The 13,741-nt window shown below is 71.6% G+C and carries 13 protein-coding genes; 5 read left to right on the top strand and 8 right to left on the bottom strand.

Translation table 11 applies throughout. The features are described from left to right. Positions 1-18 precede the first annotated feature (18 nt). The 5 genes from EPA64_RS01040 to EPA64_RS01020 are packed head-to-tail and all read right to left on the bottom strand — an operon-like array spanning position 19 to position 5,608. Positions 19-981 (bottom strand): ABC transporter substrate-binding protein, encoded by a 963-nt coding sequence (locus EPA64_RS01040; protein ID WP_134724381.1) that lies wholly within the window; start codon positions 979-981, stop codon positions 19-21. A gap of 16 nt (positions 982-997) precedes the next feature. Then, the gene (locus EPA64_RS01035) at positions 998-1,969 is read right to left on the bottom strand and encodes an ABC transporter permease (RefSeq protein WP_134724380.1); all 972 of its coding nucleotides are present in this window, start codon (positions 1,967-1,969) and stop codon (positions 998-1,000) included. Next, a complete protein-coding gene (locus tag EPA64_RS01030) occupies positions 1,966-3,459 on the bottom strand; it encodes a sugar ABC transporter ATP-binding protein (protein ID WP_134724379.1) in 1,494 nt (497 codons plus the stop codon). The genes EPA64_RS01035 and EPA64_RS01030 overlap by 4 nt, the downstream gene beginning before the upstream one ends. Beyond that, positions 3,456-4,556 carry a Gfo/Idh/MocA family protein gene (locus EPA64_RS01025; RefSeq protein WP_246026547.1) on the bottom strand — a complete coding sequence of 367 codons (1,101 nt, stop codon included), beginning with the start codon at positions 4,554-4,556 and terminating at the stop codon, positions 3,456-3,458. The genes EPA64_RS01030 and EPA64_RS01025 overlap by 4 nt, the downstream gene beginning before the upstream one ends. Next, a complete protein-coding gene (locus EPA64_RS01020; protein WP_134724378.1) occupies positions 4,553-5,608 on the bottom strand; it encodes a sugar phosphate isomerase/epimerase family protein in 1,056 nt (351 codons plus the stop codon). Before EPA64_RS01020 ends, EPA64_RS01025 begins: the two co-directional genes overlap by 4 nt. 116 nt (positions 5,609-5,724) lie before the next feature. On the opposite strand from EPA64_RS01020, the gene EPA64_RS01015 reads away from it, so the two are divergent. Continuing rightward, positions 5,725-6,765 (top strand): LacI family DNA-binding transcriptional regulator, encoded by a 1,041-nt coding sequence (locus tag EPA64_RS01015; RefSeq protein WP_134724377.1) that lies wholly within the window; start codon positions 5,725-5,727, stop codon positions 6,763-6,765. A gap of 234 nt (positions 6,766-6,999) precedes the next feature. Continuing rightward, the gene (locus tag EPA64_RS01010; protein WP_134724376.1) at positions 7,000-7,941 is read left to right on the top strand and encodes a glycosyltransferase family 8 protein; all 942 of its coding nucleotides are present in this window, start codon (positions 7,000-7,002) and stop codon (positions 7,939-7,941) included. Here the strand turns inward: EPA64_RS01010 and EPA64_RS01005 are convergent. Further along, the gene (locus EPA64_RS01005; protein ID WP_134724375.1) at positions 7,938-8,483 is read right to left on the bottom strand and encodes a gamma-glutamylcyclotransferase; all 546 of its coding nucleotides are present in this window, start codon (positions 8,481-8,483) and stop codon (positions 7,938-7,940) included. The genes EPA64_RS01010 and EPA64_RS01005 overlap by 4 nt on opposite strands. A gap of 70 nt (positions 8,484-8,553) precedes the next feature. Between EPA64_RS01005 and EPA64_RS01000 the strand changes: the two genes are divergently transcribed. Next, positions 8,554-9,579: a DUF2125 domain-containing protein gene (locus EPA64_RS01000; RefSeq protein ID WP_134724374.1), complete on the top strand. Its 1,026-nt coding sequence runs from the start codon at positions 8,554-8,556 to the stop codon at positions 9,577-9,579. On the opposite strand, the gene EPA64_RS00995 is transcribed toward EPA64_RS01000, so the two are convergent. Together EPA64_RS00995 and hisC are read right to left on the bottom strand one after the other, a co-directional pair. After that, positions 9,568-10,635, bottom strand: coding sequence for a prephenate/arogenate dehydrogenase family protein (locus EPA64_RS00995; RefSeq protein ID WP_425467003.1), 1,068 nt, complete (start codon positions 10,633-10,635; stop codon positions 9,568-9,570). The genes EPA64_RS01000 and EPA64_RS00995 overlap by 12 nt on opposite strands. After that, positions 10,632-11,735 carry a histidinol-phosphate transaminase gene (gene hisC / locus EPA64_RS00990; RefSeq protein ID WP_134724373.1) on the bottom strand — a complete coding sequence of 368 codons (1,104 nt, stop codon included), beginning with the start codon at positions 11,733-11,735 and terminating at the stop codon, positions 10,632-10,634. Before hisC ends, EPA64_RS00995 begins: the two co-directional genes overlap by 4 nt. Positions 11,736-12,041: 306 nt before the next feature. Between hisC and hfq the strand changes: the two genes are divergently transcribed. Both hfq and hflX read left to right on the top strand, forming a co-directional pair. Beyond that, the gene (hfq, locus tag EPA64_RS00985; protein WP_020949330.1) at positions 12,042-12,275 is read left to right on the top strand and encodes an RNA chaperone Hfq; all 234 of its coding nucleotides are present in this window, start codon (positions 12,042-12,044) and stop codon (positions 12,273-12,275) included. Further along, positions 12,276-13,691: a GTPase HflX gene (gene hflX / locus EPA64_RS00980; protein ID WP_134724372.1), complete on the top strand. Its 1,416-nt coding sequence runs from the start codon at positions 12,276-12,278 to the stop codon at positions 13,689-13,691. The last annotated feature ends 50 nt before the right edge of the window (positions 13,692-13,741 follow it).

The raw sequence follows: 13,741 nt of genomic DNA, 5'->3' as shown, positions 1-13,741 counted from the left end.
CCGCGCGGCGGTCCCGGATCAGAACGGGCTGTCGGGGAAATAGAAGGCTTCCGCGTTCTCGGGGGTGATCAGCTGGCTGCCGATGATATAGCGCCCCGCCATCGGCGCGTTCGACACGAAATGCAGCGCCGTCATCTCGATGGCCGAGGAGATCAGCGCCGGCGGATAGGTCACGTTCACCGGCAGCTGCGGGTCGCGGTCCATGATCCGCTTGACGATGTCCTTCATCCCCGCGCCGCCGACGACGACCATCTGGTCCTCGCGCCCGGCCTGCGCGATGGCTTCCAGAACGCCCACCGCCATGTCGTCGTCGGCCGCCCAGACGGCGTCGATCTGCGGATACTTGGCCAGATAGTCCTGCATGACCTTGAAGGCGTCGTCGCGGTTCCAGTTGCCGTGCTGCATGTCCAGGATTTCCTTGTCGGACCCCTGCAGCGCCGCCTGGAACGCCTCGACCCGCTCGTTGTCCAGCGTGGTCGGGATGCCGCGCAGCACGACGATCTTGGCGCCCGCGCCCAGGTTGTCGCGGAAATATTCGCCCGCGACCCGGCCAAAGGCGGTGTTGTCGCCCGCGACATACAGGTCCTCGATCCCCTCCTCGGACAGGCCGCGGTCCACGACGGTCACGAACTTGCCCGCCGCCTTGACCTGCTTGACCGGGTCGGTCAGCGGCTCGGATTCGAACGGCAGCACGACCAGCCCGTCGATGTTGCGGGTGGCCATCATGTCCTCGATGTCGCTGACCTGCTTGGCCGCGTCGCCGGCGGTCGCCAGCACGAACTCGACCTGCGGATAGACCTCGCCCAGCCGCTTGATCGTGTCCTGCGCGTGCCAGTTCAGCCCGCCCATGAACCCGTGGGTGGCCGACGGGATCGACACGCCGATCACGGTCTTGTCGGCGTCCTGCGCCAGTGCCGCGCCGGTCGCCAGCGACAGCGCCGCGGCGGCCAGCGGCAGTTTCAGCAGATTGCGACGTTTCATTCTTCTTCCTCCCCCATCACCGCTCGTCGGCGGTGCGTTTCTCTCGCTGCAGGACGACAGCAAGCACGATGATGACGCCCTGGATCGCACCGTTCAGATACGGGCTGACCAGGTCCGTCAGATTCAGGATGTTGTCGATCAAGGACAGGATCAGGACGCCGACCACGGTGCCCCAGACCCGGCCGCGCCCGCCCTTCAGCGCGGTGCCGCCGATGATGACGGCGGCGATGGCCTCAAGCTCCCACAACACGCCGGTGGACCCGGATGCGGAACCCAGCCGCGGAACGTAAAGGATGGTCGCCAGCCCGACCAGCGCGCCCAGCAGCACATAGGTCAGCAGCCGCACCCGTTCCACGTCCACCGCCGAATAGCGGGCGACGCGGTCGTTCGACCCGATCGCCTCGACGTGGCGGCCAAAGCGGGTGTGGCGCATGGTCCATTCGCCCAGCAGGGCGACGATGGCGAACACGATGATCGGCCAGGTGATCCAGCCGATGCCGCCGAAATAGACCGGGCGATACAGCGTCCGCAGCCCGGAATCGAGGCTGAGCGTGCCGCCGTCCGCCAGCCACGTGACCAGGCTGCGAAAGATGCCCATCGTGCCCAGCGTGACGATGAATGCCTCGATCCGGGCCTTGGTGACCAGCGCGCCGTTGACGTATCCGGCCAGCACGCCGCCGCCCAGCGCGACCGCCATGCCCAGCAGGATCGTGCCCCAGTTCGCCCCGGTGATCGGGGCCAGCGCGTTCATCGCCATGATCGCGATGCCCGCAAGGAATGCCGCCATCGAACCGACCGAAAGGTCCAGCCCGCCTTGCGTGATCACAAAGGTCATGCCCACCGCGATCAGCCCGATGAAGGCCGAGCGCGCCAGCACGTTCGACAGGTTTGCGGGCGCCAGAAAGGCCGGGTTCAGCAACGCGCCCAGGATGAACAGCCCGACCAGCGCGATCAGCGGCCCCAGAAGATGCAGGTCCAGACGTTTCATGCAGGCTCCATCCGGGCGCCAAGGCCCATCGCAAGGCGGACGACCGCTTCCTCGGTGATGGCGTCGCCCGCGACCTCGCCCGCGACGCGGCCCTGCCGCATGACCAGCACGCGGTCGGCAAGGCCCATCACCTCGGGCAATTCGGACGAGATCACGATCACCCCCTTGCCATCCCGCGCCAGCGCCCGGACGAAATGATAGATCTGCTGCTTGGTGCCCACGTCGATGCCGCGCGTCGGCTCGTCGATCAGGACGATCCGGGGTTCGGGCAGCATGGTCTTGGCCAGCAGCAGCTTTTGCTGGTTGCCGCCCGACAGCGCGCCGGCGGGCATCCCGGCCGAGGCGGCGCGGATGTCGAAATCGCGCGTGGCCTGCGCCATCAGCCGGGATTCGTTGGCGCGGTCGATGCGAAAGCCCAGCCGGTCCAGCGCCGACAGGGTCAGATTCTCGGCCAGGGGCTTGTCCAGCAGCAGCCCGGCCTCTTTCCGGTCCTCGGTCAGATAGGCGATGCCGGCGGCGGCGGCGTCGCGCGGGGTGCGGACCCGCGTCTCGCGCCCGGCGACGCTGATGCGGCCGGTGGCGGGGCGCAGCCCGGCGATGGCCTCGGCCAGTTCCGTGCGCCCCGATCCGACCAGCCCGGCAATGCCCAGCACCTCGCCGCGCCGCAGGGTCAGGCTGGCGTCGTGGACGACGCCGGGCACCGACAGCGCATCGACGCGCAGCAGCTCCTCGGCTGAGGCGGTGTCCTTGGCGGGAAAGACGTCCCTCAGCTCGCGCCCGACCATTGCGGTTGCCATCGCATCCTCGGACAGCTCGCCCCGCCGCGCGCGGCGCACGACCGCCCCGTCGCGCAGCACGGTGATGCGGTCGGCCAGCCGCGCGACCTCGTCCAGCCGGTGCGAGCAGAACATCAGCGCCACGCCCTCGGCCCGCAGCCGGTCCACCTGCGCGTAAAGCGCATCGACCTCGCGGTGGGTCAGCGCGGCCGACGGTTCGTCCATGATCAGGACGCGGGCGTTCCGCGACAGGGCCTTGGCGATCTCGACCATCTGGCGGTCGGGCACCGACAGGTCGCGGATGCGGGCATCGGGGCGGATCGCCGTGTCCAGCCGGGCCAGCAACTCGCCCGCCCGCGCCCGCATCGCCGCGTGGTCAAGGCGCGGGCCGCGCGTCAACTCGCGCCCAAGGAAGATGTTGCCCGCGACCGTCAGGTCGGGAACCAGGTTGAACTCCTGATGGATCACCACCACCCCCGCCGCCTCGGCCTCGGGGCCGCTGCGAAAGGCGGCGGGGCGGCCGTCCAGCAGCACCTGCCCCGTCGTCGGCGCCAGATAGCCGCCCAGGATCTTCATGATCGTGGACTTGCCCGCGCCGTTCTCGCCGATCAGGGCGTGGACCTCGGCCGCGTTCAGCGCCAGATCGACGCCGTGCAGCACCTCGACGGGGCCAAAGCGTTTCGTCACCGATTGCAGCGCCAGCACCGGGGTCATGGGCGCACCTCGACCCACGCGCCGTCGCGCGCTGACGATTCCTGCGCCGCCGCGATGAAGCCCATCCCCGACAGCCCGTCCGCCAGCCCCGGCAGGCGCGACAGCGGGCCATTGTCGCCCCGGATCACCGCGGCAATGTCGGCATAGAGGTTGGCGAAGCCTTCCAGATACCCCTCGGGATGGCCCGGCGGGGTGCGGAACGACCCCGAACGATCCTGCGCCCGCGTCAGGATGCGCGGCGGCTGGCCAGTCGGGGTGTGCAGCAGCCGCTCGGCGTCATCCAGCCGCCAGTCAAGCGCGCCCGCGGTGCCGAAGACGCGCAGCGACAGCCCGTTCTCGCGCCCCGTCGCGACCTGGCTGGCCCACAGCCCGCCCCGCGCACCACTGGCATAGCGCAGGCTGGCGCGCACGTCGTCATCGACCCGGCGGCCCGGCACCATGCTGGACAGTTCCGCCGACACGGCGACCGGGGTCTGGCCGGTGACAAAGGCGGCAAGCTGCCAGGCGTGGGTGCCGATGTCGCCGATGGCGCCCGCGCCGGCCTGCGCAGGATCGGTGCGCCAGTCGGCCTGCTTGCTGCGCACGTCGCCCGACAGCCAGCCCTGAAGGTATTCGGCCTGCACCAGCCGCAGATCGCCGATGCCGCCCTCGGCCACGATGGCGCGGGCCTCGCGCACCATCGGCAGGGCGCAATAGTTGTGGGTCAGGAAGAACCGCGCCGTGCTGCGCGCCGCCGCATCGGCGATCTGGCGCGCCTGATCCGGCGTCGCGGCCAGCGGCTTGTCGCAGATGACGTGAATGCCGGCGTCAAGAAAGGCCACCGCCGCGGGCGCGTGCAGATGGTTCGGGGTCACGATGGACACGGCGCGGATGCCGTCCGGGCGCCCGGCCTCGGCCCGCGCCATCTGGCGGAAATCGTCATAGCTGCGATCCAGCCCCAGCGCCTGCGCCGACGCGGCCGCCCGGTCCGCGTCCGACGACAGCGCCCCGGCGACCAGCCGGAACTGCCCGTCCATCCGCGCGGCGATGCGGTGGACGGCGCCGATGAACGCGCCCTCGCCGCCGCCGACCATGCCAAGGGGGATGGGCGCGGTCATGCCAGCCCCAGCGCGCGCCGGATGGCGGCGGGATCGGTCGCCTGCGCGGCGAAATCGTCGAAGGCATGGGGCGTCGTGCGGATGATGTGGCGGCGCACGAAGGCGGCCCCTTCGCGGGCCCCATCCTCGGGATGCTTCAGCGCGCATTCCCATTCGACGACCGCCCAGCCGCCAAAGTCATATTGCGCCAGCTTGGAAAACACCTGCGCAAAATCGACCTGCCCGTCGCCCGGGCTGCGGAACCGCCCGGCCCGGTCCGCCCACGGCTGATAGCCGCCATAGACGCCCTGCCGCCCGGTCGGGCGGAACTCGGCGTCCTTGACGTGGAACATGCGGATGCGGTCGTGATAGATGTCGATGTTTGCAAGATAATCAAGCTGCTGCAGGACATAGTGCGACGGATCATACAGCATGTTCGCGCGCGGGTGCTGGTCCACGCGGTCCAGGAACATCTCGAAGGTGACGCCGTCGTGCAGATCCTCGCCGGGGTGTATCTCATAGCAGACATCGACGCCGTGTTCGTCGGCCAGATCCAGCAGCGGCCGCCAGCGCGCAGCAAGCGTGTCGAACGCGGCATCGACCAGCCCGGGCGCCCGCTGCGGCCACGGATACAGATAGGGCCACGCCAGCGCCCCCGAGAACGTCGCCATCGCATCCAGACCCAGCAGGCGGCTGGCGCGGATGGTCTTGCCGACCTGATCCACGGCCCATTCCTGCCGCGCGGCGGGATTGCCGCGCAGGGCGGGCGGCGCAAACGCGTCGAAACCGGCGTCATAGGCGGGATGGACGGCGACCAGCTGCCCTTGCAGATGGGCCGAAAGCTCGGTCACGGCGATGCCGTTCCGCGCCGCGACGCCCAGGAACTCGTCGCGATATGTCTGCGACGCGACCGCCCGGTCCAGATCGAACAGCCGCGCATCGCCCGAGGGCACCTGCACCCCCGCATAGCCCACCGAAGCCGCCCAGGCGGTGATCGCGTTCCAGTCGTGGAACGGCGCGCTGTCCGACGCGAACTGCGCCAGAAACAGTCCGGGGCCCTTGATCGTCTTCATGCCCGTCCCCTCTCCCCGCGGTCAGAACAGCCGATCATGCAAACGATTGCAACAAGGAAATCGCGGCGCTGCAGTCAGCGGTTGCGCCCCTGCGCGCGGCGGGGCTAGCGTCGCGCATGATCGACGACGCGCCCCCCGCCACGCTGGCCGCTCCGCAGTCCGGCGGCCCGGCGCGGCTGGCCGACGTGGCACGGCACGCGGGGGTTTCGGTGGCGACCGTCAGCCGCGTGCTGTCGCGCCCCGAAATGGTGTCCACCGCCACCCGCGAGCAGGTGCGCGCGGCGGTCGCGGCCACCGGCTATCGCGTGAACCTGGCGGCGCGGAACCTGCGCAAGCAGCGCACAGGGGCGGTGGTGGCGCTGGTCCCGAACCTGGGAAACCCGTTCTTTGCCAAGATCCTGGCCGGCATGGGGGCCGAGTTCGGCCGCGCCGGCTATGACCTGCTGGTCGGCGACACGACCGAGGAGGGCGGGCGCCACCGGGCGCTTGCGCGGTTCCTGGACCCGTCGCGCGCCGACGGGATCGTCCTTCTGGACGGGCAGGTCACGGCCGGGGATCTGGCCGCCCTGCCCGGCGCGCCGCCCCTTGTCATGGCCTGCGAATGGATCGAGGGCGCGGACCTGCCCCGCGTCGTGCTGGACAACGCGCGCGGCACCGAACTGGCGGTGCGCCACCTGTCCGGCCTTGGCCACGGCCGCATCGGCTGGATCGGCGGGCCGGCCGACAACGTCCTGCACCGCGCCCGCTGCGCGGGCATCGCGCGGGCGCTGGGGGTCTTGCCGCCGGGCTATGCGGGCGATTTCTCGCTGGCGGCGGGGGCAAAGGCGGCGCGCTGCTGGCTGGCGCAGCCCGCGGCCGACCGGCCGACCGGCATCGTCGCCTTCAGCGACGAGATGGCGGCGGGCTTCATGGGCGAACTGGCCCGCGCGGGCGTCGGCGTCCCCGCCGAGGTGTCGGTCGTGGGCTTTGACGGGATCGAGTGGGTGGCCCATCTGCCGACGCCCCTGACCACGATCCGCCAGCCCAAGCGCGACCTGGGCCGCCGCGCCGCGCAGTTCCTTGTCGATCGCATCGCCGGCAGGCCGGTCCCGGACGTCGCGGTCCTTGACCCCGAACTGGTCGTGCGCGCCTCGACCGGACCCGCCCCGGTGGGCTGACGCCGCCGTGCGCATCCGATGGAGGGCCGTTCGGGCGGGGCAAGTGACCCGTGCGCCCTGTCCTGCCGGTGCCTGTGCTGGCCGCCGATGGGAACAATCAGCCAAATGACGCCCGCTCGGCACAAGGCTGCGGTAGGGCTGTTATCCGCCTTCAGAATGGCCCAATGTTCCCCGTGACACGCGCGCGGATGATCAGAAGCACATGACCCTCACCCTGCCCGCAATGGCGCCGAAATGGCCGTTGCGATGACCCCCGGCTTTGCCCAGACCTCGGACCGGGCGGTGATCGTCGCCTGCGATGCGAATTACCTGCCCTATGCGGGGGTGGTCGCGCGGCAGTTTGCGGCCGCGCCGGGCCGCGACTTCGACGTGCTGATCGGCGGGCCGGAACCGCTGGACCTGCCCGCCGACCTGCGCGCGGCGGGCATCGGCCATGTGGCGGCGCGGGACGAGGCGCTGATCGAGGCGCTGCCGACCGACGCCCGGCGGTCAGTCGCGACCTATATGGAGATCTTCCTGGCCCGCGCGCTGGCGGGCCGCTGGCGGCGCATCCTGGTGCTGGACGCCGACATCCTGTTCGAGCGCGGCGATCCCGGGCGGCTGATGGCGGCCGACATGCGCGGGCGCGCGGTCGCCGCCGTGCGCGACAACCGCCAGTGGCGCCAGCCGCGCAAGAAGGCGCCCGAGTTCAAGGCGCTGGGTTGGCCCGCCGCGCCCTATTTCAACGCGGGCGTGGTGATGATCGACACGGATGCGTGGGCCGCGCAGGACATGCCCGCCCGCTGCGCGGCCTTCGCGCGCCAGCATCTGGCGGGGCTGGGGCGCGATCAGGCGCTGGTCAACGGCGTGCTGCACGGCGACTGGACCGAGATCAGCCCGCTGTGGAACTGGCAGTTCACCTGGGCCTCGGCGCATCTGACGGCGATGGCGGACCCGTGCCTTGTCCATTTCATCGGGCCGGAAAAGCCGTGGCTGGCGCGGTCGGCGGGCATCGTGCCGATGCGCTGGCGCAGCCTTTACGCGGACGTGTCGGACGCGCCGGACCTTGCCGCGCGGCACTGGCCCGACCGGCGGCGGCTGGCGCGGGTGCTGCTGCGCCAGTGGCGCGCCTCGGGGGCAATGCTGGATTATCTCGGCCGGTTCGCCGACGAATACACGCTGCTGGATCCGCGCTAGGCGGCGCCCCCCTTGATCGCCCGGACCTGCGCGGCCAGCCGCTCCAGCGCGGGATCGGGGATCCCCATCTCGGCCAGATGCGCGACGGTGTTGTAGAGATATTCCGCGTTCGGCCCACGTCCGCCCCGCGCCCCGGCGATGATCGCGGCCTGTTCCGCGGGGCTGAGGCCGCCGGCATATTGCCAGTGTTCGGTCCGCATCACATAGCCCAGCGCCTGCACCCGGCGGCCGTCGGCCAGCGCCAGCGGCAGCATCGCCTCGGCATAGGCCTCGGTCACCAACTCGCGCGCGCGCAGCCCCGCCACGACCTCGGGCCAGATCGCCTCGTCCACGCGCAGCGCGACGCCGGTGCAGACGCGGCCCGGATCGGCGTCCAGCCCCAGCACCAGCCCCGGGCGGGCCTCGGTCCCGCGGTGGCGGATGGACCGCAGGCAAAAGCTGCGCCGCCAGCCTTCGGCCTGCGCGATCACCCGCTCGGCCACCGGGAAATCCGGCGCCCACATCAGCGAGCCATAGCCAAACACCCAACGTCCCGCGTCCATCCCCTGTCCTTTCGCCGGGGCGCAGGTTACGGCTGGCGCGCCCATCCTGCCAAGAGGCGCGGAGAGACGAATGCGGATACTGTTGCTGATCGTGATCCTGCTGGTGTGCGTCCTCGCGGCCGCATGGATCGGCGGCGAAAGCTGGCTGGCCCGCAAGGCGGCCCAGCGGATCGAGGCCGACCCCCGCATCGACGCGGCCGCGGTCGCGCCGCTGCGGGAACTGCGCCGGGTCGGGCTGGCGTTCACCGACGTCGCGGTGCAGACCCCGCAGGGCACGGCCAGCCTGCCGGCGCTGGATCTGTGGGCCGCGCCGACCTCGCCCACGCAGTTTCACGCCAGCCTGCCCGCGCAGATGACGCTGCCGGTCGCGGGCGCGCCGCGGCAGGTCACGGCGCAGGACGCGGTGCTGACGCTGCGCGTGGTGCCCACCAGCGGCATGGCCGTGGGGCTGGCGGCGCTGGAAAGCGGCACGGTGACGCTGGACGGCGCGCCACTGGCCCAGGGCGTGCAGGTCGCCGCGCGCATGACCCCGATGGGCGCCGCCGCCCCGGCCGGCGCGGCGGCCGCCTACGACGTGGGCGGCACGCTGGCGGGGCTGGCGCTTGGTGTGCTTCCGACGCCCGCCGCCGCCGCGCTGGCGGATATGGGTCCGCTGTCGGCCGAGGGGACGGCGCGGCTGTTCCTGACCGGGCCGCTGGTTGCGGGCGCGGTCCGGCAGGGCGCGGGGCCAACCCTGCGGGGGCTGTCCAGCGACGGCGTCTCGCTGCGGCTGGGCGATCTGTCGCTGCGGCTGGGCGGGCATCTGGCGATCGCCGCCGACGGCCGCCCGGAAGGCGCGGTCTTCCTCTATACCGCCGACGCGCCCGCCCTGCTGGGCCTTGCCGCCGATCTGGGCCTGATCCCCGGTCCCGCCGTCGCGCTGGCGAACGCCGCGCTGGCCACCGCCGCCGCGGCCGAGGTCGCCCTGCCCGCGGGCGTCACGCCGCCCGCCCCGGCGGCCGCGGGCGAGATGCGCCTGCCCCTCGTCTTCCGGGATGGCAAGATGTTCCTTGGCCCGCTGCCGCTGGGCCGGGCGCCGGTGCTGTCAGCCGGCTGACCCCGCGCCGGCCGTCCCCGCATCGGTCATCGCCGCGCCGCCCGTCGTTGCGCTTCCCTTCCCCGCGCCGCCCGCTCCCGCATCGCTCGTCCCCGCATCGGTCGTGCGCGCCGCCGGCGCCCGGCCGAAATCGGGGGCGGCGGTGTCCTGCCCGGCCTCGATGATGCCGCGCCGGATCGCGCGGGTGCCGGTGAAATACTTGTGCAGATGCTCGCCGTCGCCCATGCGGATGGCGCGCTGCAGGACGAACAGCTCCTCGGCAAAGCGGCCCAGGATGTCCAGCGTCGCGTCCTTGTTGTGCAGGAACACGTCGCGCCACATCGTCGGATCGGACGCGGCAATCCGGGTGAAGTCGCGGAAACCGGCGGCGGAATAGCGGATCACCTCGGATTCCGTGACGCGGCGCAGATGGTCGGCCACGCCCACCATCGTATAGGCGATCAGGTGCGGCACATGGCTGGTGACCGCCAGCACCAGATCGTGGTGCGGCGCGTCCATCGTCTCGACGCTGGCGCCCATCGCGCGGACCAGCGCCGACAGACGCCCGACCGCCGCCGGGTCGCTGTCGGGCAAGGGCGTCAGCAGCCACCAGCGGTTCTGGAACAGGGTGGCGAACCCTGACCGGGGGCCGGAATGTTCCGTCCCCGCCAGCGGGTGACCGGGGATGAAATGGACGCCCGCGGGCACATGCGGCCCGACCGCGTCGATCACCGCCTGCTTGACCGACCCCACGTCGGTCAGGATCGCGCCCGGTTCCAGATGCGGCGCGATGGCGGCCGCGACCTCGGCCATCGCGCCGACCGGCACCGCCAGCACGACCAGATCGGCGCCGGCGACCGCCTTGGCGGCGCTGTCGTGGACGCTGTCCACCAGCCCGATCTGCAGGGCGATGGCGCGCGTCTCGGCCGACAGGGCGTGGCCCGCGACGTGGTGGGCAAGGCCGCCCTGCCGCATCGCGTGGGCCATCGACCCGGCGATCAGCCCCAGCCCGATCAGCGCCACGCGCTGGAACGGAACGATAGCCGGCGCGTCCGGCGGCGTCATCGCACCGGTCATAGCGCCGCGCCCCGCGCGCGCTCGGCCATGAACTGGCCGATGACATGGGCGACGCGGCGGCAAGACGCCTCGTCGCCGATGGTGATGCGCAGGCAGTGCGGCAGGCCGTATCCGGCCACGCGGCGCACGATGATGCCCGCGTCGCGCAGCGCGGCGTCGCACGCCTCGGCCGTGGCCGCGTCGGCAAAGCGCGCCAGCACGAAGTTCGCGCAGGACGTGTCCGACGGCACCCCCCGTTCCGCCAACGCCGCCGCCAGCCAGCCGCGCAGCCGGGCGTTCTCGGCGCGCGAGTGATCCACATGGGCGCGGTCGCGGACGGCGGCCTCGGCCCCGTCCAGCGCCGGGCCGGACAGGTTGAACGGGCCGCGGATGCGGTTCAGCACGTCGATGATGGCGCGCGGCCCGTAGGCCCAGCCCACGCGCAACCCGCCCAGCCCATAGATCTTGGAGAACGTCCGCGTCATCACGACATTGGGCAGCCGCGCCGCCAGTTCCGCCCCGCCGTCATAGTCGCCGCTGACATATTCCGAATAGGCCGCGTCGATCACCAGGATCGCCTGCGGCACCGCGCGGGCCAGCCGTTCCAGCTCGTCCAGCGCCACCATCGTGCCGGTGGGGTTGTTGGGATTGGCGACAAAGATCAGCCGCGTGGCGGGGGTGGCCCCCGCGATCAGCGCGTCGATGTCGGTCGTGCGCTCACGCTCGCGCACCGCCACCGGGGCCGCGCCCGCAGCCATCGCGCTGATGCGATACATCAGGAAGCCGTGTTCCGTGAACAGCACCTCGGTTCCCGGACCGGCATAGGCCTGGCACAGGAAATGGATGATCTCGTCCGATCCCACGCCGCAGATGATGCGGTCGGGGTCCAGCCCGTGCACCTCGGCGATGGCCTGGCGCAGGGCCGCGTGGTCGGTGGGCGGATAGCGGTGCATCTGGTGGACCGCCCGGGCCACGGCGTCGCGCGCCTTTTGCGACGGGCCGAACGGGTTCTCGTTCGAGCTGAGCTTGAGCGCGTCGGTGCGCCCCGCCAGATGCGAGGTGCCCGCCTCGTACAGCGCGATCTGCATGATGCCGGGCTGGGGGGGGACGGTGTCGCTCATCTGGCTCTCCTCGGATGGACGGGTTCATAGGCGCGCGGGCACGGGTTGGGAAGGGTCGGAAAGCCCGCGGCCCGGACCGGACGGCGCGGGTCGCGCATCGCAGCCTGTCCGCCCCGGCCCCCCGGCGGCCGGGATACAACCGCCGTGCCGGTCACGTCGGCCGCGCCTGGCGTTCCGGCGCCCCGCAAGCGGCTTGTTGCGAACGGGAAACACCGTGCAGCCGCCGGTTGCAGCGCCGCTTGCAAGGCCGAAAACGCTGACCTAAATGTGAACGGTCTGCCAAGAACAACAAAAAGGGCGCGCCGCATGGCTGGTGACAAGCAGAACCTTCAGGATGCGTTTCTGAACCATGTCCGCAAGGCCAAGGTGCCGGTCACCATCTTTCTGATCAACGGCGTCAAGCTGCAGGGCGTCATCACCTGGTTCGACAATTTCTGCGTCCTGCTGCGCCGGGACGGTCAGTCGCAGCTGGTCTACAAGCACGCGATCTCGACCATCATGCCCGGCCAGCCCATCAGCCTTTACGAAGGCGAGGACTGATTGGCCGACGCGTTCGAGACGCGGCAGCGCCCGACCCGCGCGTTCGTGATCCATCCCGACCTGGGCGACCGCCGCGGCCAGCGCCGTTCGCCCGACCTCGCGCTGGAAGAGGCGGTGGCGCTGGCCCGCGCCCTGCCCGCGATCGAGGTCGTGGGCGCGACCGTCGCGCGGCTGCGCAACCCCTCGCCGGGGATGCTGTTTTCCTCGGGCAAGCTGGACGAGGTGGGCGCCGAAATCGCGGCCGCAGCGGATGGCGACGGCGCCGAGCTGGTGCTGATCGACGGTCCCGTGACTCCGGTCCAGCAGCGCAACCTGGAAAAGCACTGGGACGTCAAGATCCTGGACCGCACCGGCCTGATCCTGGAAATCTTCGCCGACCGGGCGCGCACGCGCGAAGGCGTGCTGCAGGTCGAACTGGCCGCCCTGTCCTGGCAGCGCACGCGGCTGGTCCGGGCCTGGACGCACCTTGAACGCCAGCGCGGCGGCTTCGGCTTTGTCGGCGGGCCCGGCGAAACCCAGCTCGAGGCGGACCGCCGCGCCATCGACGACCAGATGGTGCGCCTGCGCCGGCAGCTGGAACGGGTGGTCAAGACCCGCACCCTGCACCGCGCCGCCCGCGCCAAGGTGCCCTATCCCATCGTCGCGCTGGTCGGTTACACCAACGCGGGCAAGTCCACGCTGTTCAACCGCCTGACCGGGGCGGATGTGATGGCCGAGGACATGCTGTTCGCCACGCTGGACCCGACGATGCGGGCGATCAACCTGCCCGGCGCGGACGGCGAGGCGCGGGGGCGGCGGGTGATCCTGTCCGACACCGTGGGGTTCATCAGCGACCTGCCGACGGAACTGGTCGCCGCCTTCCGCGCCACGCTGGAGGAGGTGCTGGAGGCCGACCTGATCCTGCATGTCCGCGACATCAGCCACCCGGAAACCGAGGAGCAGGCGGCGGATGTCGGCGACATCCTGGACAGCCTGGGCGTGGACGAGGACGTGGCCCTGATCGAGGTCTGGAACAAGATCGACGCGCTGTCGGACGACACGCGCGCCGCCCTGCGCCGCACCGATTCGCGCCGCGCCGACGTGCAGGCCGTCAGCGCCCTGACCGGCGAGGGGCTGGACGATCTGGTCGCCGCCATCGACGCCCGCCTGGCCGAGGTGCTGGACGAACCCCGGAGCGAGGCGGTGGTGACGGTCCCCCACGACGCCGGGCGCAGCCGGGCGTGGCTGCACGCGGCGGGCGTCGTCGAACGCGAGGAATCCGGCGACGACGCCCAGCGCCTGCACGTCCGCTGGACAGACCGCCAGCGCCGCGCCTTCGAGGCGCTGGACGGCACCCCTGACGCACCCGGCGAGGATGAGGACGACACCCCGCCCGGCCGCACCCCCGGCGGATGGGATCCGCTGGGCCGCGACTGACCGTTCGGCGAGAGCCGAGGGGGCGCGCCCAGTCCGCCGCCCCCCGTGTC

Origin of the sequence: Paracoccus luteus, from assembly GCF_004522155.1 — a bacterium.
GTDB classification, from domain to species: domain Bacteria; phylum Pseudomonadota; class Alphaproteobacteria; order Rhodobacterales; family Rhodobacteraceae; genus Paracoccus; species Paracoccus luteus.
The sequence above is the reverse complement of the archived record's forward strand: the minus strand, read 5'-3'. Positions and strand labels throughout refer to the sequence as shown.